Genomic DNA, 25676 nt, shown 5'->3' with positions numbered 1-25676 from the left:
CAGGGTGAGGCCCCCGCACCGTGTTGACGCAGACCACTTCCCGCGTGCTCGAACCGAGCGACCTGGACGCCGCGCTCGCCGTCCTCGACCGCGAGCCGGTCGCCAACGCCTTCGTGACCGCACGCGTCCAGATCGCCGGCCTCGACCCGTGGCGCCTCGGCGGCGAGATGTGGGGCTGGTACGAGCACGGCATGCTCACGTCCCTGTGCTACGCGGGCGCCAACCTCGTCCCCATCTGCGCCACCCCGCGCGCCGTCCGCGCCTTCGCCGACCGCGCCCGGCGGGCCGGCCGCCGCTGCTCCTCGATCGTCGGCCCCGCCGAGCCGACCGCCCAGCTGTGGCGGCTGCTCGAACCGGGCTGGGGCCCGGCCCGCGAGGTCCGCTCCCACCAGCCCCTCATGGTCACCGACCGGCTCCCCGACGACATCGCCCCGGACCCGTACGTCCGCCGTGTCCGCAAGGACGAGGTGGAACGGATCATGCCGGCCTGCGTGGCGATGTTCACCGAGGAGGTCGGCATCTCCCCGATGGCCGGCGACGGCGGCCTGCTCTACCAGGCCCGGGTCGCCGAACTCGTCGGCTCCGGCCGCTCCTTCGCCCGCTTCGACGCCGACGGCAGGGTGGTCTTCAAGGCCGAGATCGGCGCCGCCACCGACCGCGCCTGCCAGATCCAGGGCGTGTGGGTGCACCCCGAGTACCGCGGCAAGGGCCTGGCGGCACCGGGCATGGCGGCGGTCCTGCGCCACGCCCTCGCGGACACCGCCCCGGTGGCGAGCCTCTACGTCAACGACTTCAACACGGCGGCGCGAAGGACGTACCTGCGGGTCGGGTTCCGGGAAGTGGGCGCCTTCATGAGCGTCCTGTTCTGAACTCCGAAGCAGACGGCGGCCCGCACCCGGACGACAACCGGAACGCCCCTGTAGGCTCCCCGGCATGGACCTCGTGATCGGCCCACTGGACCTCTCCGCGCACGTGGACGAGGCGCTGGCCGTCCAAGCCGCCGCCTTCGGCCTCGGCCCCGACGAGGTGGCCGTCCGCCGTCAGATCGTCCTGCGCCACATGACCTACGCGGGCGCCAGGGCCCTCGGCGCCACCGAGCAGGGCCGGCTCGTCGGCTTCGTCTACGGCATGCCCAACGACCGCGCCCACTGGTGGTCCACCGTCGTCGAGCCCTACCTCCGTGCCCGGGACAACGACGCCTGGCTCGACGACTCCTTCGTCATCACCGAGCTCCACGTCCACCCGGCCCACCAGAACCGGGGCGTCGGCCGCGCCCTGATCACCACGATCACCGACGCCGCCACCCAGCCCCGGTCGATCCTCTCCGCGATCGACCGGGACAGCCCCGCCCGCGGCCTCTACCACTCCCTCGGCTACCAGGACCTCGCCCGCAAGGTCCTCTTCCCCAGCGCCCCCAAGCCGTACGCGGTGATGGGCGCCACGCTCCCGCTGCGCAGGCGGTCACCGGCCGGTCGATAACCGATTTCCACCGCACCGGACCGCCCGGCTAACCTCCTAGCACCACCCTTACGCAGCAGGAGACACGAGAACCATGGCCAACGCACCGGTCCAGCGCATGTCGAAGTTGATGGCGAAGACGCTGCGCGACGACCCGGCGGACGCCGAGGTCCTCAGCCACAAGCTGCTGGTCCGCGCCGGCTATGTGCGCCGCACCGCCGCCGGCCTGTGGAGCTGGCTGCCCCTCGGCAAGAAGGTCCTCGGCAACATCGAGCGCATCGTCCGCGAGGAGATGGACGCCATCGGCGCCCAGGAGGTCCAGCTCCCCGCCCTGCTGCCGCGCGAGCCGTACGAGGCCACCGGCCGCTGGGACGAGTACGGCCCCGAACTCTTCCGCCTCCAGGACCGCAAGGGCGGCGACTACCTCCTCGGCCCGACCCACGAGGAGATCTTCACCCTCCTGGTCAAGGACCAGGCATCGTCCTACAAGGACCTGCCGGTCATCCTCTACCAGATCCAGAACAAGTACCGCGACGAGGCCCGCCCCCGGGCCGGCATCCTGCGCGGCCGCGAGTTCCTGATGAAGGACTCCTACTCCTTCGACGTCGCCGACGAGGGCCTCGCCGAGTCCTACGCCCTGCACCGCGCCGCCTACCAGCGCATCTTCGAGCGCCTGGGCCTCGACTACCGCATCGTCGCGGCCACCGCCGGCGCCATGGGCGGCTCCAAGTCCGAGGAGTTCCTCGCCCCCGCCGAGGCCGGCGAGGACACCTTCGCCGACTGTCCGAACTGCGACTACGCCGCCAACACGGAGGCGATCACCTACCCCCTCACGCCGGTCGAGGCCACGGACGTGCCCGCCGCCGAGGACATCCCGACCCCCGACACCCCCACCATCGAGACCCTGGCCGCCTCCCTCGGCGTCGAGGCGTCCGCCACGCTGAAGAACCTCCTGGTCAAGGTGGACGGCGAGATCGTGGCGGTGGGCGTCCCCGGCGACCGCGAGGTCGACATGGACAAGGTCGAGGCGCACTTCGCCCCCGCCGCCGTCGAGCTGGTCACCGCCGAGGACTTCGTCGGCCGCTCCGACCTGGTCCGCGGCTACGTCGGCCCGCAGGGCCTGGGGGAGAAGGTCACGTACATCGCCGACCCCCGCGTCGCGCCCGGCACCGCGTGGATCACCGGCGCCAACAAGGCCGACACGCACGCCAAGAACGTCGTGGCGGGCCGCGACTTCGAGGTCGACGAGTACGTCGACGTCGTAGTCGTCCGCGATGGCGACCCCTGCCCGAAGTGCGGCACCGGCCTGAAGCTGGACCGCGCCATCGAGATCGGCCACATCTTCCAGCTTGGCCGCAAGTACGCCGACGCGCTCAAGCTCGACGTCCTCGGCCAGAACGGCAAGCCGGCCCGCGTCACCATGGGCTCCTACGGCATCGGCGTCTCCCGCGCGGTGGCCGCCCTCGCCGAGCAGCACGCCGACGACAAGGGCCTCGTCTGGTCCAAGGAGGTCGCCCCGGCCGACGTCCACGTCGTCGCCGCCGGCAAGGCGCTGCAGACCGAGCTGGCCCTGGAGGTCTCCGACAAGCTGGCCGCGGCCGGCGTGCGCGTCCTGGTGGACGACCGCGCGGGGGTCTCCCCGGGCGTGAAGTTCACCGACGCGGAACTCATCGGCGTCCCCCAGATCCTGGTCGCGGGCCGCCGCTCCGCCGAGGGCGTGGTCGAACTCAAGGACCGCCGCACGGGGGAGCGCGAGGAGGTAACGGTCGAGGAGGCCCTCGCCCGCCTCACCGGCTGACGCCGCGGTGGGCCGCGTGGCCGCCCGACGTCCCGTGCACCCGGCGGGGGTGTGGGCGGGGTGGGCCCCGGCCCGGGTTGCCCGGTCACCCGGCGTGGGTGTGGGCGCGGGGCCGGTCGCGCGGCCCGGCGCCCGCGGGGTGCCCGGCGTGGGTGCCTGGGTGGGGAGCGCGGCCCGGCGCTGCCGGGGTGCCGCTGCGCCCACCCGTGCCGCCCCAGCGGCACGACTGCCCGCAGCGGGGGCGTCATCACGGCGACGGCCCGCAGCTGGGGCGGCGACGGCGGCCGGCAGCCGCGTACGGCGCGGACCGGGCACCGGCGTGGGCGGCCGGCGGCCGCGTACGGCGAGGAGGGGGCGGGTCGGGGGGTGTCCGCCCGCAGCGGTTGGCGCGTCAACGCCGTACAGATCTGTGGCCCACCGATTCCGCGCCGTTCCGAGGACGGACACCCCCCGGCCCGACCCCGACCCACCCACCGAACCCAAAGCGCTACCCGCACCCCCACCGAATCCGCACAGGCGCCGCAGGCATCCCGCGCCGCCGCCGGAGGCACCTGCACAGGCGCCGCAGGCACCCCGCACCCCCACCGCCCACAGGCACCCCGCACCCCACCAAACCCGTACAGGCGCTGCAGGGACCCCGCGCCCCCACCGCCGGAGGCACCCGCACCGGCGCCGCAGGCATCCCGCGCCACCGCCGGAGGCACCCGGTCCCGTTACAGCCAGCCCGCGAACTCCAGCAGCAGCTCCGCGTCCTGCTCGCGCCCCACCCGCCGGGCCCGCACCCCCGACTCCACCGCCCGGAACAGCGTCCAGCCGCGCAGCCGTTCCTGATCGACCTCCAGCGACTCCGCGAGCCGCTTGATGCGCCGCCGCGTGGTCGACGCCCCCGACGGCTGGGCGATCAGATCCTCCACCCGGTCCCGCACCAGCCGCGCCAGGTCGAACGCGGTCTCCCCGACCACCGGATCGGGCCCCACCGCCAGCCACGGCATCCGATCCCCGGCGAGCACCTTGCTCTGCCGGAACGTGCCGTGCAGCAGCCGCTGCTCCGACGGCCCGGCCAGCAACTCCGCACGGGCCGCCAGCGCCGCGTCGACCAGCGGCGCCACCTCCGCGTCGGCCGCCGCGCCCGCCCGCATGGCCTCGGCCTGCCGCCCGGTCCGCTCGGCCACGGTCTCGAAGGGATGGGAAGCGGGCGGCTCCACCCACAGCCGCCGCAACGTCCCCGCGGCCTCCAGCAGCGCCTTCGCCTCCGGCAACGACCGCACCGACACGTCCGGATGCAGCCGCTCGAGCAGCAGCACGCCCTCCTCGGACACCCCCTCGGCGCCCTCATCGTGCATCTGCACGGCCCCCAGCCCACCCCAGTGCACCAGCGCGGCCCGCTCGCCCTCCGGACGGGCCCGGCGCGGGGCGAGCTTCAGCACCGCGGGGGAACCCCCGGCCGTCCGCACGAGCACCACCAGACTGCTGCGCCCGCCGGGCACCTGCACCCGCTCCACGGTCAGCCCGCGCACCGCCACGGCCCGCTCCGCCGCCTCGGGCAGCTTCGCCAACCAGTCGTCACCGTCCGGTGCCGTCTCGCCGAGCGCTCGGATCAAACGCCGCGGCGGTTCGAAAGCCATGCGCGAGCCGTTCCCTTCCCGTACGGAAAGCCGTACGCGTTACGCAGTCGGTGAAGCCGTAGCCGATGACGTCGCCGTGTCGGAGGCATCCGGGTCAGGACGACCCTGCCCGGTCGGCGTGCCGGCCCGCTCGGCGAGCCCAGGGAAGGCTACGCTCCCGCTCCGCCAGCGCGCCGCGCGGACCGCCGCCTCGCGCAAGGCCCCGGCCGCCGTGGCCCGCCCGTCGCCCTCGGCCGCCCGCACCAGGTCGGAGTAGACCCCGGCCACCCGGTCCTCCAGCTCGGCCGCCAGCCGCACGGCCGCCGCCGAGTCCGGCACCGAGAACGGAAGCGCGTACCCCGCCGCCGCGGCGACCGGCTCGCCGCCCAGGTCCCGCACGTCGCGCGCCAGCGCGTCCCGCCGCGCGCGGTGAGCGTCGTACGCCGCACGCGCCTCGGTGTGCCGTTCCTCGCCGACGCGCCCACCGACGACCCCGTAGCCGTACACCGCCGCGTGCTCCGCCGCCAACGCGGCCTGGAGCGCGTCCAGCCGCCGGTTCTCCGCCTCGCTCACCCGTCACCCTCCGTCAGCAGAAACACGTGGGCCGCCCCGGCCGCGGCGACCGAGGCCAGCAGCCGCGCCGACTCGCCCGGGACGTCGAGCAGCGCCTCGGCCCGCCGGTCGGCGAGCTTCCGCTCGGCGTCGGCGAGCAGAGCCAGAGCACCCTTCTCGTCCCCCGGCACGGCACCGGAGTCACGGGCCGTCGGCCCGGCGGCACGCGCGGAGACCGAGGGCGAGGCCGGCGAGGCCGCCCGCACACCACCGAACGCCTCCGCGTGCCGTACGACCTCGTCCCGCAGCGGCCCCAGCCGCTCCGCCAGCCCGGGATGGGCCGCGATCACCGCCGCGTACCGCTCGGCCAGCGCCTCGCTGTCCCGGGCCGCACGCGCGCGTACCCGGTCGGCGGCCGAGGTCCCGGTCCCGGGTTCGTCGGAGCCCGACCCCCCGGTACAGCCGACGAGCAGCGCGGCCCCGGCGGCCGACGCGAGCAGGCTCCTTCTGCGCGGCCCCCGGGGAGAGCGCGGCGATGGGGAAAGCGACACGGCAGACGACCTCGACAGGCTCGTACGGAAGCGGCGGCGGAGCGACGGGCGACGACGGGAGCGCGATACGGCCTACGGCCTGCGGCCCGCCAGTGATCACGGTACCCGTGCGCCGCCCGACCACCACTCATCGGCACCACGCACGCACCCGCACCGCACCACCCACCCGCACCGCACCACCCACGCACCTCGCGCCGAACCCCCACGCACCCCGCACCCCGCCCGGAACCCCCCCCACGCACCCCGCCCGCACCACCCACCCGCACCGCACCACCCACGCACCTCGCGCCGAACCCCACGCACCCCGCACCCCGCCCGCCCCCCGCGCACCCCGCACCCCGCGCCGAACCCCCACGCACCCCCCCACCGGCACCCCGCCCGAACCGGCACCCCTCGAACCACCCCCCCACCCGCCCCCGGCCGGCGAACCCGCCCCACCCCCGGGGTGGACGGCAACACCCCCCGCGACCGGATACCCTTTGACCAGACACGCGCACCGTCCCACAACAGCACACGCGGCCGAGGAGTCACCCGGATGAGCACCACCCAGAGCGAGAGGCTGCGAGAGCTGCTGGAGCCGCTCGTCGCCTCCCAGGGACTGGACCTCGAAGAGATCGCGGTGGACTCGGTCGGCCGCAGGCGTGTGCTGAGCGTGGTCGTCGACTCCGACACCGGGGCGGACCTGGACCGGATCGCCGATGTGAGCCGCGCGCTCTCGGCGAAGCTCGACGAGACCGACGCGATGGGCGAGGGGGAGTACACCCTCGAGGTCGGCACCCCGGGCGCGGAGCGCTCACTCACCCAGCACCGCCACTACGTGCGCGCCACGGACCGCCTGGTCCGTTTCCAGCTGCACGAGGGCGGCGAACTGGTCGCCCGCATCCTCGCCGTGGACGAGGACGGACTCGACCTCGAAGTCCCGGGTGTCAAGGGCCGCAAGGCCACCACCCGCAGGCTGCCCTTCGGTGACATCGACAAGGCGCGCGTCCAGGTCGAGTTCAACCGCAAGGACACCAAGAACACCGACAGCACCGACAACAACACGAAAGAGGAGGAGGCGTAGCCGTGGACATCGACATGAGCGCCCTGCGGGGCTTGGTACGGGAGAAGGAGATCTCCTTCGACCTGCTGGTCGAAGCGATCGAGTCGGCCCTCCTCATCGCCTACCACCGCACAGAGGGAAGCCGTCGGCACGCGCGCGTGCAGCTCGACCGGAACACCGGGCACGTGACCGTGTGGGCGAAGGAGGACCCCGACGACCTCGAGGAGGGCCAGGCGGCCCGCGAGTTCGACGACACCCCGTCCGACTTCGGCCGCATCGCAGCCACCACCGCCAAGCAGGTCATCCTGCAGCGGCTGCGCGACGCCGAGGACGACGCGACGCTCGGCGAGTACGCCGGCCGTGAGGGCGACATCGTCACCGGCGTGGTCCAGCAGGGCCGCGACCCGAAGAACGTGCTGGTCGACATCGGCAAGCTGGAGGCCATCCTGCCGGTGCAGGAGCAGGTGCCCGGCGAGACCTACCCGCACGGCACGCGGCTGCGGTCCTACGTCGTCCGCGTCGCCAAGGGCGTACGGGGCCCCTCCGTGACGCTCTCCCGCACGCACCCCAACCTGGTGAAGAAGCTGTTCGCCCTTGAGGTGCCGGAGATCGCCGACGGGTCCGTCGAGATCTCCGCGATCGCCCGCGAGGCCGGCCACCGCACCAAGATCGCCGTACGCTCCACCCGCTCCGGCCTGAACGCCAAGGGTGCCTGCATCGGCCCCATGGGCGGCCGGGTGCGCAACGTCATGGGCGAGCTGAACGGTGAGAAGATCGACATCGTCGACTGGTCGGACGACCCGGCCGAGATGGTGGCGAACGCGCTCTCCCCGGCCCGCGTCTCCAAGGTGGAGGTCGTCGACCTGGCGGCCCGCTCCGCCCGCGTGATCGTGCCCGACTACCAGCTTTCGCTGGCCATCGGCAAGGAGGGCCAGAACGCCAGGCTCGCGGCCCGGCTGACCGGCTGGCGGATCGACATCCGCCCGGACACCGAGCAGCCTGACGACCAGCCGTCCGAGTAGGACCGGCCGTCCGAGGCACCCGACGACCGGCCGTCCGAGGCACCGGACGACCGGCCGTCCGAGGCGCCGGGGAATAGATCCAAGCCGCAGGCCGCTGAGATCACGACAGCTTTGCTTGCGGCACGTGTTCGATTCTTGCCCCGAAGGGGTGAGGTCGATCCGGGGAGGTAGACTTAGGAGTGTCTGGCCGGACACGTACCCGAGCATGCCCCGAGCGCACCTGCGTGGGGTGCCGGGAGCGAGCGGTCAAGAGCGAGCTGCTGCGCACCGTCGCGGTCGAGGGTCATTGCACCCCTGATCCGCGCGGTACGCTGCCCGGCCGGGGTGCGTACGTCCACCCCGTGCCGGTCTGTGTCGACCAGGCAGTGCGCCGCAAGGCGTTCCCGCGGGCGCTCCGCGTCCCGGGTCCGCTCGACGTAAAGGCGTTGCGCCACTACGTCGAGCAGGCACAAGGTTGCAGCAAGGCTGCTGAAAGCAGCATGTGAGCAACGTGGTAAGGAAGACATGCCGCGCGGAACCCCGCGCGGTCTGGTACCTCGCGAGTCGAAAGCAGGTCGAGATTGCGATGAGCACTCGATGAGTACGCGATGAGTACGCCCATGAACTAGCGACGGTCCGGACGCAACCCGGACCTCAGAGGAGCGAAGTGGCTAAGGTCCGGGTCTACGAACTCGCCAAGGAGTTCGGCGTCGAGAGCAAGGTCGTCATGGCCAAGCTCCAGGAACTCGGTGAATTCGTCCGTTCGGCGTCTTCGACGATCGAAGCGCCCGTAGTACGCAAGCTGACAGACGCCTTCCAGCAGGGTGGTGGCAACGGCCGGTCCGCCGGTCGTCCCGCGGCCCCGAAGAAGGCTGCCCCCAGGCCGTCGGCGCCCTCCCCGGCGCAGGCGGCCCGCCCGGCTGCGCCCCGTCCGGGCCCCGCGGCTCCGTCGGCTCCCAAGCCGCCGGCCGCCCAGCAGCCCGCGGCACCGTCGGCCCCCGCGCCGGCACCGTCCCAGGGTCCGCGCCCGACGCCGGGTCCCAAGCCCGCGCCGCGTCCGGCCCCGGCCGCCCCGGAGTTCACCGCTCCGCCGGCCGCCCCGGCCGCTTCGTCCCAGGCTCCGGCCGGTCCGAAGCCCGGTGGCGCGCGTCCCGGTGCCCCCAAGCCCGGCGAGCGCCGTCCGGCCGGTCCGGGTCAGGACCGCGGTCAGCAGGGCGGCCAGGGCCGTCCCGGTGGCCAGCGTCCCGCCGCCCCGGGCCAGCGCCCCGGCGGCCGTCCCGGCGGTCCGCGTCCGGGCAACAACCCCTTCACGTCCGGCGGCAACGCCGGCATGGCGCGCCCGCAGGCGCCCCGTCCGCAGGGCGGTCCCCGTCCGGGCGGTCCGGGTGCTCCCGGCGGCGGTCCGCGTCCGCAGGGTCCCGGCGGCCAGGGCGGCGGTCCCCGTCCCCAGGCTCCGGGCGGCAACCGTCCGACCCCGGGCTCGATGCCCCGTCCGCAGGGCGGCGGCGCCGGTCCCCGTCCCGGCGGCGGCCCGCGTCCGAACCCCGGCATGATGCCGCAGCGTCCCGCTGCCGGCCCGCGTCCCGGCCCCGGTGGCGGCGGTCGCGGTCCCGGCGGTGCCGGTCGTCCCGGCGGCGGTCGTCCCGGTGGCGGCGGCGGCTTCGCCGGTCGTCCCGGTGGCGGCGGCGGTCGTCCGGGTGGCGGCGGCGGCTTCGCCGGCCGTCCCGGCGGTGGCTTCGGCGGCGGCGGTGGCCGTCCCGGCTTCGGCGGTCGTCCCGGCGGTCCCGGTGGCCGTGGTGGCACGCAGGGTGCCTTCGGCCGTCCCGGCGGTCCCGCGCGTCGCGGTCGCAAGTCGAAGCGGCAGAGGCGCCAGGAGTACGAGGCCATGCAGGCCCCGAGCGTCGGCGGCGTGATGCTGCCGCGCGGCAACGGCGAGACCATCCGTCTCTCCCGCGGCGCGTCGCTCACCGACTTCGCGGAGAAGATCAACGCCAACCCGGCGTCGCTCGTCGCGGTCATGATGAACCTCGGCGAGATGGTCACCGCGACCCAGTCCGTCTCCGACGAGACGCTCCAGCTCCTCGCCGACGAGATGAACTACACGGTTCAGATCGTCAGCCCGGAGGAGGAGGACCGCGAGCTGCTCGAGTCCTTCGACCTGGAGTTCGGCGAGGACGAGGGCTCCGAGGAGGACCTGGTCGTCCGTCCGCCGGTGGTCACCGTCATGGGCCACGTCGACCACGGTAAGACCCGACTGCTCGACGCCATCCGCAAGACGAACGTCATCGCGGGCGAGGCCGGCGGCATCACCCAGCACATCGGTGCCTACCAGGTCGCGACCGAGGTCAACGACGAAGAGCGCAAGATCACCTTCATCGACACCCCGGGTCACGAGGCGTTCACCGCCATGCGTGCCCGCGGTGCCCGGTCGACCGACATCGCGATCCTGGTCGTCGCGGCCAACGACGGCGTCATGCCGCAGACGGTCGAGGCGCTCAACCACGCCAAGGCGGCCGAGGTCCCGATCGTCGTCGCGGTCAACAAGATCGACGTCGAGGGTGCCGACCCGACCAAGGTGCGCGGCCAGCTGACCGAGTACGGCCTGGTGGCCGAGGAGTACGGCGGCGACACCATGTTCGTCGACATCTCCGCCAAGCAGGGTCTGCACATCGACTCCCTGCTGGAGGCCGTGGTCCTCACCGCGGACGCCTCGCTCGACCTGCGGGCCAACCCGAACCAGGACGCGCAGGGTATCTCGATCGAGTCCCGTCTCGACCGCGGCCGCGGTGCCGTGGCGACGGTCCTCGTGCAGCGAGGCACCCTGCGGGTCGGCGACACGATGGTGGTGGGCGACGCCTACGGCCGCGTCCGCGCCATGCTCGACGACAACGGCAACAACGTCGCCGAGGCGGGTCCGTCCACGCCGGTCCAGGTGCTGGGTCTGACCAACGTCCCGGGCGCCGGTGACAACTTCATCGTGGTCGAGGAGGACCGTACGGCCCGCCAGATCGCGGAGAAGCGCGCCGCCCGCGAGCGCAACGCCGCGTTCGCCAAGCGCACCCGCCGCGTGTCCCTCGAGGACCTGGACAAGGTGCTCAAGGCCGGCGAGGTCCAGCAGCTCAACCTGATCATCAAGGGCGACGCGTCCGGATCGGTCGAGGCGCTGGAATCCTCCCTGCTCCAGCTGGACGTCGGCGAAGAGGTCGACATCCGCGTCCTGCACCGCGGTGTCGGTGCGGTCACGGAGTCCGACATCGACCTGGCGATGGGCTCCGACGCCATCGTGATCGGCTTCAACGTGCGCGCCGCCGGGCGTGCCGCGCAGATGGCCGAGCGCGAGGGCGTGGACGTCCGGTACTACTCGGTCATCTACCAGGCGATCGAGGAGATCGAGGCGGCCCTCAAGGGCATGCTCAAGCCGGAGTACGAAGAGGTCGAGCTGGGCACGGCGGAGATCCGCGAGGTCTTCCGCTCCTCCAAGCTGGGCAACATCGCGGGTGTCCTCATCCGCTCCGGCGAGGTCAAGCGCAACACCAAGGCGCGCCTCCTGCGCGATGGCAAGGTCATCGCGGAGAACCTCAACATCGAGGGTCTGCGTCGCTTCAAGGACGACGTCACCGAGATCCGCGAAGGCTTCGAGGGCGGTATCAACCTCGGAAACTTCAACGACATCAAGGTCGACGACGTCATCGCGACGTACGAGATGCGCGAGAAGCCGCGGGTGTAAGCACCGCGCCTTCCGGGAGTGACCGGTCCGGGGCCGGTCGGCGGAGCACAATATCCGTCGATCGGCCCCGGCCGTTCGTTGTACGGTTCAGATGATCCCGCCCGTTCGCGGCGGGGCCATCGATCCCGGACCGGCGGGTGAACCGGTTTCACATGTATGTGGGGACGCTGTCCTTCGACCTCCTCCTCGGCGACGTACATTCGCTGAAGGAGAAGCGCTCCGTCGTCCGTCCGATCGTCGCCGAACTCCAGCGGAAGTACGCGGTGAGCGCGGCGGAGGTGGAGCACATGAACCTCCACCGCCGGGCGGTCGTCGGCCTGGCCATGGTGTCCGGCGACGCGGGCCACCTCAGCGACGTGCTCGACCGGTGCGAGCGGCTGGTGGCCGGCCGCCCCGAGGTGGAACTGCTGTCGGTGCGACGGCGCTTCCACGGCGACGACGACTGACCAGATCGGGCAGAAGACCAGATCAGGCAAGAGAAGAAAGAACGGGAGACGGACCAGTGGCCGACAACGCGCGGGCGAAAAGGCTGGCGGACCTCATCCGAGAGGTGGTGGCCCAGAAGCTGCAGCGCGGGATCAAGGACCCGCGGCTCGGCTCGCACGTCACCATCACGGACACCCGGGTCACCGGTGACCTGCGGGAGGCGACCGTCTTCTACACGGTCTACGGGGACGACGAGGAGCGCAAGGCCGCCGCGGCGGGCCTGGAGAGCGCCAAGGGCATCCTGCGCTCCGAGGTCGGCAAGGCGGCGGGCGTGAAGTTCACGCCGACCCTGACCTTCGTCATGGACGCCCTGCCGGACACCGCCCGCAACATCGAGGACCTCCTCGACCGGGCGCGCCAGTCCGACGAGAAGGTGCGCGAGGCGTCCGCGGGCGCCACGTACGCGGGCGACGCGGACCCGTACCGCAAGCCGGGCGAGGACGAGACCGACACCGAGGGCGCCGTCGAGGCCGACGAGACGGACGACACCGCTAAATGACCGAGAAGCACACCACGCCCGACGGCCTTGTCATCGTCGACAAGCCGTCGGGCTTCACTTCGCACGACGTCGTCGCCAAGATGCGGGGCATCGCCCGCACCCGGCGCGTCGGGCACGCCGGCACGCTCGACCCGATGGCGACGGGCGTCCTGGTCCTCGGGGTGGAGCGGGCCACCAAGCTCCTCGGGCACCTCGCCCTCACCGAGAAGGAGTACCTGGGCACCATCAGGCTCGGGCAGACGACGCTCACCGACGACGCCGAGGGCGAGATCACGGGGTCGCGGGACGCCTCCAAGGTCACCCGGGAGGCGATCGACGCCGGTGTCGCCAAGCTGAGCGGCGACATCATGCAGGTGCCGTCCAAGGTCAGCGCCATCAAGATCAAGGGAGTGCGCTCCTACAAGCGGGCCCGCGAGGGCGAGGACTTCGAGATCCCCGCCCGCCCCGTCACCGTCTCCTCCTTCGCGGTGTACGACGTCCGGGACGCCGTCGCCGACGACGGCACCCCGGTGCTCGACCTGGTGGTCTCGGTGACCTGCTCCTCCGGCACCTACATCCGCGCCCTCGCCCGGGACCTGGGCGCCGACCTCGGCGTCGGCGGGCACCTCACGGCGCTGCGCCGCACCCGCGTCGGGCCGTACAAGCTGGACCGTGCCCGGACGCTGGACCAGCTCCAGCAGGAGCTCACCGTCATGCCCGTCGCGGACGCGGCCGGTGCCGCCTTCCCGCGCTGGGACGTGGACACCAAGCGGGCCCGGCTGCTCACCAACGGCGTACGACTGGAGATGCCCGAGGAGTACGCGGGCGCCGGTGCCGTCGCCGTCTTCGATCCCGACGGGCGCCTCCTCGCCCTCGTGGAGGAGCAGAAGGGCAAGGCGAAGAGCCTGGCCGTGTTCGGCTGAGCCGGCACACCGCCGGGTCCGCCCGTGGAGCGGCGATCACGGGGACTGCCACTGTCGCCGCTCCACGGTCCCCCCTCGGTTCCCCCACCCCCTAGGGTCTATCCAGCCCACCCCTTTTGTTCACCCGTCCGGGCAGGCGCTCGGAGTGAACCGGGGGAGTGGAAGGGGGCGCGTTGGCCACGGCATCTGTCCCGCTGATCATCACGCGCCTACCGTCGAACACACAGCACGGGTGTACGGCGGGGAGGCTCGACGATGGCGTCGCGGAACCGGTCCCGGGGGGTGACGGGCGGCACGGCGGGGGAGTGGCCCGCGGACGGCTCCCGGGGAGCGAGAGACGGATCCCCGGTCGTCCGGGACTCCGATCCGGCGGAGGAGTATGCGTCCGGTCCGGCCGGATGCGCGTCCGACGACGCCTCCCTGATCCGCTTCCACGACCTCGCCGGCCGTCCCCGCGGCACCGGGTTCGTCGCCGACCACCACGGCACGGTCCTCACCAGCCACGAATCGGTCGACGGACTCTCCCGGCTGGTCCTGAGCACCGCGGGTGACCGGCGGCGCGTCGTGGCCGCCGCCGACGTGACCCCGCTGCCCGCCCTCGGCCTGGCCCTCGTCCGCACCGGGGGCCTCGGCGTCGACCCGCTGCCCCTCACCACGCGGGACCGCGTCGAGGCCGGGACCTACGTCCGCATCGCCGCCGGCGGCTGGCGCGAGGCCCGCGTCCTGGGCGCCACCGACGTGACCTACGCCGCCACCGACCGCTTCCACCTCGTCGGCGACGCCCTGGAACTCGCCGTCGGCACGTCCGGGCGGGACGCCCTGCGACTGGGCGGCGGCGCGGCCGGCGGTCCCGTGCTCGACGTGGCGACCGGCGCCGTCCTCGGCGTCCTCGGCACCGCCCTCAGCTCCGGCCACAGCGACGTCGGCTTCGCCCTGCCCCTGCGCCGCCCGGCGACGGGCCCGCTCGCCGGCCTCCTCGCCGAGAACGAGGCGACGGTCCCGGCGTACGGCGCCGACCTCAACCTGGCCGGTGTGCTGGCCCTGACGGCGACGTCGGTGCGGGAGGGCGGCCCCGCCACCGGCCCCGCCACCGGCCCCGCCACCGGCCCCGGCGGCGGGGCCTGGGCGCCGGAACCGGTCGAACGCGCGGGAACGGCCCGCGAATTCGCCGCCTTCGCCGCGAGCCACGCCCACGTCCTCGGCCTGGTCGGCGAGCCGGGCAGCGGCCGTACGACGGAGCTGGCGGCCCTCGCCGCCCGCCGTGCCGGAGGCCCGGAGGCGGCGCCCACGCTGTGGCTGCGCGGGGCCGACCTGCTCGACGACGACACGTCGGTGGCGGACGCGGCCCGCCGGACCCTGGCCAGGGCGGCCCGCATCGTGGCCGCCTCGGACCCCTCCCGCCCCGCCGGCCTCGGCGACATCACCCCGGAACGCCTCGCCCACCTGGCCCGTGCCGCAGGCCGGCCCCTGCTGGTCCTCCTCGACGGCCCCGAGGAGATGCCGCCCGTCCTCGCCCACCGGCTCCCCGAGTGGACCGAGAGCACGGCCACCTGGCTGCGGGAGACGGGTGCACGGCTCGTGGTGGCCTGCCGCCCGGAGTACTGGGAGCACGCGGGGGCGGAGTTCCCGGGGGAGCTGCTGTACGGGGCGGGGTCGGGGACGCCGCCGTCGACCCCTCGGTCCACCGGTGCGCCGACGTCCGGTCCGGCGACCGCTGCGCGCGGGTCCGGGTGGGTGGCGCAGCTCCCGTCGCCCGGGGTGGCCGCCGCAGGGGGGACGGGGGAGGCGGGTGCCGTCTCCTCGTCCGGAACGGGTCTTTGGGGGCAGGTGCCGGGGGTGGGCCACGGTGCGGCGGCGCACGGGGCGATCGGCGGAACCCGGCCTGCGGAGGCGGCCGGTCATGTGCCGGTCGGTGGTGTGTCGGCCGGCGGTGTTTCCTTCGGTCGGGTGCCGGTGTTCCGGGCGGGGGAGGGGGCGTCGGACTGGGCGGAGGACGGGGCGCCCCTGTCCGGGACGGTCGGCGTCGGAGCCGCCGCGCCCGGGGCACACGGGGAGCCCGGCGGAGCGCCGTGGCCGCGTCGCACCGGTGACGCGGGGGGACCGGAAGCGCCGGCCGGCACGGCCGCCGCAGCCACGCGGGGATCCGAAGCCACCGACCTGCGACCGGTGTCCGCCGAGCCGACGTCCTCGGGGCTGGTGTCTGCTGAGGCGGCGCGCTCGGGGCTGGTGTCTGCCGAGGCGGCGCGCTCCGGGCGGGTGTCCGCCGAGCCGGCGTACCCCGGGCGGGCCTCCGCCGGGCCGACGCACTCCGAGCCGGTGTCCGCGGGCCCCCGGGGACGCGGCCACGCCGGGCTCCCGCCCTGCGTCCGCCTGGACGGCCTGCGCGACGACGAGGCCCGCCGGGTGCGAGCCCGCCTCGGCGTACCGGAAGGGGTCCTGGCGGAGGCGGACGCCGGGCACCCCCTCACCCTCCGCCTGCTCGCGGAGGTCCACGCCGCCCTCCCCGGCTCCCCGGCCCCGGTCCCCGTCACCCGGGACGCGGTCTTCGCGGCGTACCTGGACCTGATGTGCCTGCGCGTCGCCACCCGCCTGGCCGCGGAGAACGGCCTGCGCGGCACCGCCGTGCGCCGGCTCGCGGCGAAGGTCTCCGGACAGGTCCACGAGGCGGCCCGGCGCAGCCTCGGACCCGGGCAGGGCGGACTGGACCGGGAGTCGTTCGAGACACTGTTCCCGTGGGGACCGGCCCCGGCCCGGCTGGGCGGCGGCACCGGCTGGGCGTCGGCCGTGCTCGCCGAAGGTCTCTTCGTCCCCGCGGGCAGCGGCTACCGCTTCGCGCACGAGGCACTCGCCGACTGGATCCAGGGCACCCACCTGGACCTGGACGGGGCCCTGCGCGCCCTCGTCCACCGCCGCGACACCCCGCACGGCACGCGCACCCTCCCCGTCCCGCACCACCGCATCGGCTCCGTCGTCGAGGCGGTCCTGCTCCTCGCCCGGCAGCACGGCGTCCCCCAACTCGCCCTGACCCTCGAGGAGCTGGTGCACGCCCTCGACCTCGACCCGCACTCCTGGTGGGCCGCCCGACTGCTCGCCGGGGTGCTCACCCGCGTACCCGACGCGACGCCGTACACGGAGGTGCTGCGACTGCTCGCCGACGGCATCGCGGAACGGGGAGCGGAAGGGCAGCCGACGCCGCAGGTGTTCGGGCCCGGCTTCTGGACGGCCCTGCGCCTGCCCGAGTCCACCCGCCTGGACCTGCTGCGCCGCCTCGTCCTCGCCGACCGCCCCCCGCACGAGCCCGGCCCCCGCCACCTGGACACCGTGGCCGGGCTGCTCACCGCCGACCCCCCGGCCGTCCAACCGCTCCTCGTCCGCTGGTTCGACGACGAGCGGCCGTTGCCCGCCACCCCGCACGCCACCGTCGCGACGGCCGCGCAGGCACTGCTGCACACCCACCGCCACCGCGCGCTGGACGGCCTCACGGACGTGCTCGTCGACAGCGCGCACCGGCGCGCCGACGAACTGCTCGCCGTCCTGGCCGAGGAAGAGCCGTCCGCGCTCTGCCGCGCCGTGGAGCGGTGGGCCCGCGACGAGCGCCCGGCACGGCAGATCGCGGCCGTCACCCACGGACTGCGCACCGCCCCGCACGCCCGCACCGGCGCCGACCGCACCCTGCTCCGCCACGCCGCCCTGGTGCTGCTCGCCGGCCCCTCCGACAGCCCCCTGCGCGGTGGCGCGCTCGCCCTGCTCGTCCAGGACCCGGGCTGCCGCGACCGCCACCTCCCCAGAGCCCTCGACCACTTCGCCGCCTGCGACCCGTACCTTCCGCCGAGCGCGGTGGCCACCGCCCTGCCGACCCATCCCGAGCCCGTCCTCGAGGCCTTCCGGGCCCGCCTGCTCGGCCCGGACGCCGGGGAGGCGCTGCGCAGGCTCGCCGACGCCACCACGCCCGCGCTGACCCACCGGGTGGCCGCGCTCGTGGGGCGGGCCGTGGCGGAACGCCCCGAGACCGCCGGGCACCTGGCCGCGTACGTCGACCGGCGCCTCGACCGGGACCCGGCACCCCGCGCCGTACTCCTTCCGCTGGTCACCCGCCTCCTGGACGACGGTCCCGAGCCGGTGCGGGCCGCGCTCGCCACCGTCCTCGCCGCCGACGGGGCCGCAGCAGGCGCCCCGCTCCGCCGCGCACTGCGGGAGCACCTGTTCGCCCACGAGCGGGAACCCGCGGTCCTGGACGCGCTGCTGCACGCCGCAGCCCGGTGCGACCGCGGGGAACTGCGCGCCCTCGTCCACCGCATCGGGCTGATCCTGGTCAGCACCCCGGACGGCGCCACCCGCTTCGACCGGGGCCTGGTCGACCTGGCCCGCCACGTCCCCGGGTTCGCCACCCGCCTGACCGGCTGGCTCACCGACGCACCCGAGGACTGGGCCGCGCTGGTGGGCCCGAGCACCCGCCGCACGATCGAGCGGCTGGCGGGCGCCCGCGTCCCGGCCTGACCCGGCCGCCACCGCCCACCGGGCCCGCACGGCGTGCACCCGGTCACAGCGCCGATGCCGATGCGGGCGGGAGCCGGACGGCATGGCACCCTTAGTCCTGCGCAAGGGTCACCACGGAAACCATGGAAACCACGGAAGCACCAAGGAGCGGACACAGTGCAGCGCTGGCGTGGCTTGGAGGACATCCCCGAGGACTGGGGACGCAGCGTCGTCACCATCGGCTCCTACGACGGCGTCCACCGCGGGCACCAGCTGATCATCAGGCACGCCGTGGACCGCGCCCGCGAGCTGGGCGTCCCCGCCGTCGTCGTCACCTTCGACCCGCACCCCAGCGAGGTCGTCCGCCCCGGAAGCCACCCGCCGCTGCTCGCCCCGCACCACCGCCGGGCCGAACTGATGGCGGACCTGGGCGTGGACGCGGTGCTGATCCTCCCCTTCACCAAGGAGTTCTCGAAGCTCTCCGCGGCCGACTTCGTGGTCAAGGTCCTGGTCGACCGGCTGCGCGCCAAGGCCGTCGTCGAGGGCCCCAACTTCCGCTTCGGCCACAAGGCCGCCGGGAACGTGGACTTCCTCATCGAGCAGGGCAAGGTCTACGACTTCGAGGTCGAGGTCGTCGACCTGTACGTCACCGGCGAGGCGGGCGGCGGCGAGCCGTTCTCCTCCACCCTGACCCGCCGCCTGGTCGCCGAGGGCGACGTGGCGGGCGCCGCCGAGATCCTGGGCCGCCCGCACCGCGTGGAGGGCGTGGTGGTGCGCGGCGCCCAGCGGGGCCGTGAGATGGGCTTCCCGACGGCCAACGTCGAGACCCTCCCGCACACCGCGATCCCGGCCGACGGCGTCTACGCCGGCTGGCTGCACGCCCAGGGCGAGGCCATGCCGGCCGCGATCTCCGTCGGCACCAATCCGCAGTTCGAGGGCACCGAGCGCACCGTCGAGGCGTACGCCATCGACCGCGTGGGCCTGGAGCTGTACGGCCTGCACGTCGCCGTGGACTTCGTGGCGTTCGTACGCGGACAGGCGAAGTTCGAGACGCTGGACGCGCTGCTCGTGCAGATGGCCGAGGACGTCGACCGGTGCCGGGAGATCACCGCGGCGGACGCGCCCGAGCGCTGAGCCCAGGCGCTCTTCCCGCCGCCGGGCGACGACGGCGTTCCTCGCCGTCACCGCCGGCTGCCCCGCCCGGCCGACGTCCCGTCAGCCCGGCTGCCGGGCCGCGGGCCGATCCGCCCGGGCCCAGTGGCAGGCGACCTGCGACTCGCCGCCGCCGCGCAGGATCTCCAGCTCCGTGGTCCGGCACGCGTCCGCGACCCCGGCGCGTTCGGCCTCGCCGCCCGCCAGGACCGGGCAGCGCACATGGAAGCGGCAGCCGCCGGGGACGTACGACGGGTCCGGCGGCTCACCGGTGAGCACCACGGGGGTGCCGGGCGCCTCCGGGAGCACGGACAGCAGGGCCCGGGTGTACGGGTGCCGGGGCGCCGTCAGCACCTGCTCCACCGGGCCCGTCTCGACGATCCGGCCGAGGTACATCACCGCGACCCGGTCGGCGATGTTCCAGGCCAGCCCCAGGTCGTGGGTCACCACCAGCGCGGACAGGCCCAGCTCGGTGCGCAGCCGCAGCAGCAGGGCCAGGATCTCGCCGCGCACCGACGCGTCGAGGGAGGCCACCGGCTCGTCGGCGACGAGGAGTTCCGGCTGCAAGACCAGCGCGCCCGCGATGACGACCCGCTGACGCTGCCCGCCGGACAGCTCGTGCGGGTAGCGCAGGAAGAACCGCTCCGGCGGCCGCAGCCCGGCCCGCGCCAGCGCCTCGGCGACCGCCGTCCGCTCGTCCCCTGCGTGCCCGTGGATGCGCAGGCCCTCGGCGACGATGTCGTACACCGTGTGGCGCGGGTTCAGCGAGCCGCTCGGATCCTGCAGGACCAGTTGCGCCCGCCTGCGGTACGCCTTCAGCGCGCGGGCGGAGTACGCGAGGGACGCGCCGTCGAAGGTCACGCGCCCCCCGGTCGGCCTGACCAGGCCGAGCAGCGCACGGGCGAGGGTCGTCTTGCCGCAGCCCGACTCGCCGACCAGCGCGACGATCTCACCGCGCCGGATGTCGAGGTCGACCCCGTCCACGGCCCGCGCGGCGGCCGCCCCGCGCCGTCCGGGAAACGCGACGTGCAGGCCCCGGACGCTCAACAGCGGGCCCTCGGTACCGGTTGTGCTGCCGGCTTCGCTGCCGCTCATGGGGCACTGCTCCTCACTCCGTGGTCCCGTGCCGGCGTGGCCCCGCCGGTCCCGCCCGCCCGGTCGTCGGCGGCTCCGCGCCCGGCCCCCGCCCCGCTCGCGCCGGCGCCCCCGGCCATTCCGGCAGCGCCGTTCCCGGCGGACTCGGCGCCTTCGCCCGGCGGCCCGCCGTCGACGGCGGCGCCGTTCCCGGCAGGTTCCCCACCGTCCGCACCCTTGGCGCCGGTTCCGGCAGCCGTCCCGGTGCGCGCGGCGGCGACTCCGGGCTCCACGCCCCCGCCGTCGGCGCTCCGGGCGCCCGACCCGGTCGCAGCGGCGGCCTCGCCGTGCGCATCCGGGCCGTCGGCGCTCTGGGCGCCCTCGTCGGGCGCCTCGGATTCGGCAGCCGCCCCGTTGCCGCCCGGCGTCCCCGTGCCGTCCGCACCCACGTGCACGCACGCCGCCCGGCGTCCCGGGCCCGCCGGCCGCAACAGCTGGTCCTCGGTGGCACAGAGGTCCAGCGCGACCGGGCAGCGCGGATGGAAGGCGCACCCGGACGGCACCGCCGCCGGGTCGGGAGGGTCGCCCGGCAGGCCGCGCGGCGCGAACCGCGAGGCCGGGTCCCCGATCCTGGGGAACGCCCCGGACAGGGCGCGACCGTAGGGGTGCCGGGCGTCGTCGTAGACCTGCCGGGCCGGGCCCTCCTCGACCACCCGGCCCGCGTACATCACCGCGAGCCGGTCGCAGGTGTCGGCCAGCACCGCGAGATCGTGGCTGATCATGATCAGGCCGACGTCCTGCGCGCCCACCAGGCCCTCGATCAGCCGCAGGATCTGCGCCTGGATCATCACGTCGAGCGCCGTGGTCGGCTCGTCGGCGACGATCAGACGCGGGTCGCAGGCCAGCGCCATCGCGATCATCACCCGTTGCCGCTGACCACCGGACAGCTCGTGCGGGTAGGCACTCGCCCGTGCCGCCGGCAGACCGACCTGCTCCAGCAGCTCCCCGGCCCTCCGGCGCGCACCGGCCGCGGTGGCCCTGCGGTGCAGCACGATCGGCTCGGCGATCTGGTCGCCGACACGGTGGACGGCGTTCAGTGAGTGCATGGCGCCCTGGAAGACGATCGACGCCCCCGCCCACCGGACCGCCCGCAGCCGGCCCCACTTCATCGCGAGCACGTCCTCGCCGTCCAGCAGGATCTCCCCGCCGACCCGCGCACCCGGCGGCAGCAGCCGCAGCAACGCCAGTGCCAGCGTGGACTTGCCGCAGCCGGACTCACCCGCGATGCCGAGCTTCTCGCCCGCCGCCACGGCCAGGTCGACCCCGCGCACGGCGGCCGCACCCCCGGGATACGTCACCTTCAGGTCCCGGACCTCGAGCAGACTCAACGGGACACCCCCAGCCTGGGATTGAGAACGGCCTCCACCGCACGCCCGCACAGCGTGAACGCCAGCGCCACGACCGCGATCCCGACGCCCGGCGGCACCAGGTACCACCAGTCGCCGGAACTCACCGAGCCCGCCTCCCGCGCGTCCTGCAGCAGCCCGCCCCAGGACACCACCGTCGGATCCCCGAGCCCGAGGAAGGCCAGGGTGGCCTCGGCCAGGATGGCGGAGGAGATGATCAGGGTGGTCTGCGCGAGGATCAGCGGCATGACGTTGGGCAGCACGTGCCGCGACATGATGTGCCAGTGCCCGCCCCCGAGCGCCTTCGCCCGCTCGATGTAGGGCCGCGACTCCACCGCCAGCGTCTGCGCCCGCACCAGCCGCGCCGTGGTGGGCCACGTCGTCACGCCGATCGCGAGCACGATCGTGCCGAGCGACCGGGACAGCACCGTCGCCAGCACGATCGCCAGCACCAGGGTCGGCATCACCAGGAACCAGTCCGTGATCCGCATCATCACCGTGGCGTACCAGCCGCGGAAGTGCCCGGCCGTGATGCCGATGAGCGCGCCGATCAGCACGGACAGCGCCGCCGCGAGCAGCCCGACGAGCAGGGAGACCCGCGAGCCCCAGACCAGCAGACCCAGCAGGTCCCGCCCGAACTGGTCGGTGCCCAGCGGGAACCGGCCGCTCGGGCTCTGGAGCGGCTGCCCGGGCGCGTCGGTCACGCTGTCCACGTCCGACCCGACGGTCAGCGGCGCGGTCAGTGCCACGAGCACGAACAGCACCAGCGCGGCCAGCCCGAACACCCCCGCGCGGTGCTTGCGGTACTCCCTCCAGAAGCGTGATACGGAGGCACGGCGCCGCCGCCGCGCGAGGGCACGCGGCCCGGGCGCACCCGGCTTCACAGAAGGCTCGGTGGTCTCGGCGGTCATCGGCCCACCCTCGGATCGAGCATCGGATACAACAGGTCGGCCAGCGTGTTCATCAGGATCACCGCGGCGGCGAAGACGAAGAACAACCCCTGCACCAGCGGAAGATCGGGCACGCTCAACGCCTGGTAGAACAGCCCGCCGAGCCCCGGCCACGAGAAGACCGTCTCGACGAGGATGACCCCCGCCACGGTCCGCCCGAGATTGACGAAGACCAGCGTCACCGTCGGCAGCAGCGCGTTGGGCACCGCGTGCCGGCGCCGTACCAGGTCGTCCCTGAGCCCCTTGGCCCGCGCCGTCGTCAGATAGTCGCTGCCCATCTCGTCCAGCAGCGCCGACCGGGTGACCAGCAGCGTCTGCCCGTACTCCACGGCGACCAGCGTCACCACCGGCAGGACCAGATGGTGCGCCACGTCCAGCACGTGAGCGAGCCCCTCCTCCCGGCCCGACTCCATCCCGCCGGTCGGGAAGAGACCCGGAACCGGGTCCACGCCCACCGACAGCACGATGATGAGCAGCAGCCCCAGCCAGAAGGACGGGATGGAGTACAGCGTCAGCGCCAGACCGGTGTTGAGCCGGTCACCGAGCCCGCCGTGCCGCCAGGCCGACCGGGTGCCGAGGAAGGCACCCAGCGCGGTGTACAGCACGAAGGCCGTTCCGGTCAGCAGCAGCGTGTTCGGCAGCGCCTCGGTGATCTTGTCGACGACGGGCGCGTGGAACTGGTACGACGTGCCCAGGTCCCCGGTCAGCGCCTTGGCGCAGTAGTCCGTGAACTGCTGCCACAGCGGCAGGTCGAGCCCGAACTCCTCCCGGTACACGGCGAGCTGCTCGGCCGAGACCGGGCGGCCGCCGGTCATGAACTTCACCGGGTCGCCGGGAATCAGCCGGAAGAGGAAGAAGCTCGTGACGAGGACGGCGAACAGGGAGACGGCCGCGCCCGCCACCTTGCCCGCCACATACCGCGGATACCCGCTGCGGGAGCGGCCCCGCGATGCCGCGGGCGCGCGCCTCCCGTCCTCCTCGCGCTTCTCGACGACCGGGCCGGTGACGCTACTCACGGTCGTCGGCCGACGCACGGCGGCGGACGGCGAAGAGCACGCCGAGACCGACGAGGACGACGACTCCGGCCGCGATCCCGATCACGGTCCCGGTCGACGACGAACTGCCCCCGGAGTCCCCGGAGTCCGCGGGAACCGCCGACCACCAGCTCCAGTAGCCGTCCTGCCCGTAGATGTTGCCCGCGGCGGAGGGCATCGTCGTGATCGACTCGATCTGGTCCGTGCGGTAGGCCTCGACGGCGTTCGGGTACGCCATGACGTTCATGTACCCGGTGTCGTACAGCCGGGACTGCATCTGCTTGACGATCTCCGCGCGCTTGCCGGCGTCGTACTCGGCCGACTGCTTCGCGTACAGCTCGTCATACGTCTTGTCGCAGATGAAGTTGTCCGTGGCCCCGGTGTCCTTCGGCGTCGCCGGGAGCGCGTCGCAGGTGTGGATGGAGAGCACGAAGTCCGGGTCCGGGTTGACGGACCAGCCGTCGAAGGCGAGGTCGTACTTGCCGGCCAGCCACGGGTCGGTCACGTTGTCCAGGCAGTCGAGGGTGATGGAGATGCCCAGCTCGCCCCACCACTCCTGGAGGTACTTGCCGACCGCCTTGTCGTTCGGGTCGGTGGCGTGGCACAGGACACGGTAGTTCAGCGGCTTGCCGTCCTTGCCGAGGCGCTTGCCGTCGGCGTTCGTCCGGTAGCCCGCCTCGTCGAGCAGCTTGGCGGCCGCCTCCGAGTCGTAGGCGAGCTTCTGGCCGGCCGACGGCTCGAAGAAGTACGAGGAGAAGCGCGGCGGAATGTATCCCGCCCCCTCGACCGCGTGGCCCTGGAAGACCTTGTCGACGATCGCCTTGCGGTCCACCGCCATGAACAGCGCGTTGCGCACCCGCTGGTCCAGCAGCGACGGATCGCCGTCACCGAACTTCGTGCCGTCCTTCGCCCGCGCGCCCGGGTTGGTGGCGAGGGCGTAGAAGCGGCGGCCGGGGGCGTCGTTGACGTGGATGTTCTCCTCGTCCTTGAGCGAGTCGGCCTGGGCCGGGGTCAGCGACGGGGACCCGGCGACGAACGACACCTCGCCCTTGCGCAGGGCGGCGACGGCGGCGTCCTGGTCCTTGTAGTAGCGGAAGACCAGCTCGTCGAACTTCGGTGCGCCGCGCCAGAAGTCCTCGTTGGCCTTCAGCCGCACATAGCTGTCCGGCTTGTAGTCGGTGAGCACGAACGGCCCGTTGCCGACGATCGGGAACTTCTCGTCGTTGTTGAACTTCGAGAAGTCGTCGACCTTCTCCCACACGTGCTTGGGCACGATCGGCACGTCCAGCGCCGTCATCGTGGCCTGCGGCTTCTTCAGCCGGATCACCAGCTGGGTCGGGCTGGGCGCGGTGACCTTCGCGAAGTTGCCGACGAAGCTGCCGTTGGCGGTGGCGGCGCCCGGGTCGGTCATCATCTTGTTGAACGTCCACGCCGCGTCCTCGGCGGTGGCCTGCTCCCCGTCCGACCACTTGGAGTCGGAGCGGATCGTGTACGTCCAGGTCAGCTTGTCCGGCGAGGACTTCCACTCGGTGGCGAGCCCCGGTATGACGTGGTTGTCCTCGGGGTCGTAGTTGGTCAGGTACTCGTACGTCAGCCGGTGGATGCTCGTGCTGAGCAGCCGTACCGCCAGGAAGGGGCTGAGCGAGTCCACGCTCTGCGCCACGGCGACGGTGAGCACCTTGTCGCCTCCGCCGCCCCCGTCGCCTTCCTTCGCCGAGGCAGCGGGGGCGAGCGTCCCCGACGCGAGAAGCAGCGCCCCGGCGCCTGCTGCCGCGAGGAGGCGGGTTCTCCACGGCCGGTGGCCGGTCCGTCGGCTGCCGTGCTGATCCTGTCTGTCCATGACTACCTGACCTCGCGTCATCGCACGCGCAGACGCCGGGCGTCCTCGCGTGGGGCGGGCTTGAACGGTGGTGAACGCGGAATGAAGTGTGTGTCTACCAGCGGCAGTCTGCGCGCGTCAACGG

Annotated in this window: 19 protein-coding genes and 1 pseudogene; 12 read left to right on the top strand and 8 right to left on the bottom strand. The window is 73.8% G+C overall.

Annotation, left to right across the window (positions count from 1 at the left end; translation table 11 throughout):
* Positions 1-20 precede the first annotated feature (20 nt).
* The 3 genes from NI25_RS10865 to NI25_RS10855 all read left to right on the top strand — a co-directional run bounded on the left by NI25_RS10865 (position 21) and on the right by NI25_RS10855 (position 3256).
* Positions 21-869 (top strand): GNAT family N-acetyltransferase, encoded by an 849-nt coding sequence (locus NI25_RS10865; RefSeq protein WP_061442269.1) that lies wholly within the window; start codon positions 21-23, stop codon positions 867-869.
* Positions 870-933: 64 nt separating this feature from the next.
* Positions 934-1479: a GNAT family N-acetyltransferase gene (locus NI25_RS10860; RefSeq protein WP_061442268.1), complete on the top strand. Its 546-nt coding sequence runs from the start codon at positions 934-936 to the stop codon at positions 1477-1479.
* A 73-nt stretch (positions 1480-1552) separates the two neighbouring features.
* Entirely contained in the window at positions 1553-3256 is a 1704-nt protein-coding gene (locus NI25_RS10855; protein ID WP_061442267.1) for a proline--tRNA ligase, read from the top strand.
* Positions 3257-3969: 713 nt separating this feature from the next.
* On the opposite strand, the gene NI25_RS10850 is transcribed toward NI25_RS10855, so the two are convergent.
* Genes NI25_RS10850 through NI25_RS10840 form a run of 3 tightly spaced genes read right to left on the bottom strand, consistent with a single transcriptional unit; the run spans position 3970 to position 5963 of the window.
* The gene (locus tag NI25_RS10850; RefSeq protein ID WP_061442266.1) at positions 3970-4881 is read right to left on the bottom strand and encodes an aminoglycoside phosphotransferase family protein; all 912 of its coding nucleotides are present in this window, start codon (positions 4879-4881) and stop codon (positions 3970-3972) included.
* 39 nt (positions 4882-4920) lie between these two features.
* A complete protein-coding gene (locus tag NI25_RS10845; protein WP_061442265.1) occupies positions 4921-5433 on the bottom strand; it encodes a ferritin-like domain-containing protein in 513 nt (170 codons plus the stop codon).
* Complete coding sequence (locus tag NI25_RS10840) at positions 5430-5963, bottom strand: hypothetical protein (protein ID WP_061442264.1); 534 nt, start codon at positions 5961-5963, stop codon at positions 5430-5432. The genes NI25_RS10845 and NI25_RS10840 overlap by 4 nt, the downstream gene beginning before the upstream one ends.
* Before the next feature lie 535 nt (positions 5964-6498).
* Here NI25_RS10840 and rimP point away from each other — a divergent pair.
* The 9 genes from rimP (at position 6499) to NI25_RS10795 (ending at position 19230) form a co-directional block, all read left to right on the top strand.
* Positions 6499-7026, top strand: a complete 528-nt coding sequence (rimP, locus tag NI25_RS10835; RefSeq protein WP_061442263.1) for a ribosome maturation factor RimP — start codon at positions 6499-6501, stop codon at positions 7024-7026.
* Positions 7027-7028: 2 nt separating this feature from the next.
* On the top strand, positions 7029-8027 hold the full coding sequence (nusA, locus tag NI25_RS10830; protein ID WP_061442262.1) for a transcription termination factor NusA: 999 nt from the start codon (positions 7029-7031) through the stop codon (positions 8025-8027).
* 179 nt (positions 8028-8206) lie between these two features.
* Entirely contained in the window at positions 8207-8512 is a 306-nt protein-coding gene (locus tag NI25_RS10825; RefSeq protein ID WP_061442261.1) for a YlxR family protein, read from the top strand.
* Between the two features lie 161 nt (positions 8513-8673).
* The gene (gene infB, locus NI25_RS10820) at positions 8674-11733 is read left to right on the top strand and encodes a translation initiation factor IF-2 (protein ID WP_061442260.1); all 3060 of its coding nucleotides are present in this window, start codon (positions 8674-8676) and stop codon (positions 11731-11733) included.
* Between the two features lie 152 nt (positions 11734-11885).
* Positions 11886-12179 carry a DUF503 domain-containing protein gene (locus tag NI25_RS10815; protein WP_061442259.1) on the top strand — a complete coding sequence of 98 codons (294 nt, stop codon included), beginning with the start codon at positions 11886-11888 and terminating at the stop codon, positions 12177-12179.
* A gap of 56 nt (positions 12180-12235) precedes the next feature.
* The gene (rbfA, locus tag NI25_RS10810) at positions 12236-12718 is read left to right on the top strand and encodes a 30S ribosome-binding factor RbfA (RefSeq protein ID WP_061442258.1); all 483 of its coding nucleotides are present in this window, start codon (positions 12236-12238) and stop codon (positions 12716-12718) included.
* Entirely contained in the window at positions 12715-13620 is a 906-nt protein-coding gene (gene truB, locus NI25_RS10805; RefSeq protein ID WP_061442257.1) for a tRNA pseudouridine(55) synthase TruB, read from the top strand. The genes rbfA and truB overlap by 4 nt, the downstream gene beginning before the upstream one ends.
* A gap of 255 nt (positions 13621-13875) precedes the next feature.
* Positions 13876-18117 (top strand): hypothetical protein, encoded by a 4242-nt coding sequence (locus tag NI25_RS10800; protein WP_078884591.1) that lies wholly within the window; start codon positions 13876-13878, stop codon positions 18115-18117.
* Between the two features lie 156 nt (positions 18118-18273).
* The gene (locus NI25_RS10795; protein ID WP_061442256.1) at positions 18274-19230 is read left to right on the top strand and encodes a bifunctional riboflavin kinase/FAD synthetase; all 957 of its coding nucleotides are present in this window, start codon (positions 18274-18276) and stop codon (positions 19228-19230) included.
* An 81-nt stretch (positions 19231-19311) separates the two neighbouring features.
* On the opposite strand, the gene NI25_RS10790 is transcribed toward NI25_RS10795, so the two are convergent.
* The 5 genes and pseudogenes from NI25_RS10790 to NI25_RS10770 all read right to left on the bottom strand — a co-directional run bounded on the left by NI25_RS10790 (position 19312) and on the right by NI25_RS10770 (position 25552).
* Positions 19312-20343: an ABC transporter ATP-binding protein gene (locus NI25_RS10790; protein WP_061442255.1), complete on the bottom strand. Its 1032-nt coding sequence runs from the start codon at positions 20341-20343 to the stop codon at positions 19312-19314.
* A gap of 314 nt (positions 20344-20657) precedes the next feature.
* Positions 20658-21710, bottom strand: a pseudogene (locus NI25_RS10785) (ABC transporter ATP-binding protein); the annotation flags it as partial.
* Positions 21707-22639: an ABC transporter permease gene (locus tag NI25_RS10780; protein ID WP_061442254.1), complete on the bottom strand. Its 933-nt coding sequence runs from the start codon at positions 22637-22639 to the stop codon at positions 21707-21709. The gene NI25_RS10780 and the pseudogene NI25_RS10785, both read right to left, overlap by 4 nt.
* Positions 22636-23592: an ABC transporter permease gene (locus NI25_RS10775; RefSeq protein ID WP_233520846.1), complete on the bottom strand. Its 957-nt coding sequence runs from the start codon at positions 23590-23592 to the stop codon at positions 22636-22638. The genes NI25_RS10780 and NI25_RS10775 overlap by 4 nt, the downstream gene beginning before the upstream one ends.
* A 94-nt stretch (positions 23593-23686) precedes the next feature.
* Positions 23687-25552 carry an ABC transporter substrate-binding protein gene (locus NI25_RS10770; protein ID WP_061442252.1) on the bottom strand — a complete coding sequence of 622 codons (1866 nt, stop codon included), beginning with the start codon at positions 25550-25552 and terminating at the stop codon, positions 23687-23689.
* Positions 25553-25676 lie beyond the last annotated feature (124 nt).

Origin of the sequence: Streptomyces sp. CCM_MD2014, from assembly GCF_000772045.1 — a bacterium.
Classification (GTDB): domain Bacteria; phylum Actinomycetota; class Actinomycetes; order Streptomycetales; family Streptomycetaceae; genus Streptomyces; species Streptomyces salinarius.
Note: the sequence above shows the minus strand (reverse complement) of the source record. Positions and strands in the feature narration are given on the sequence as shown.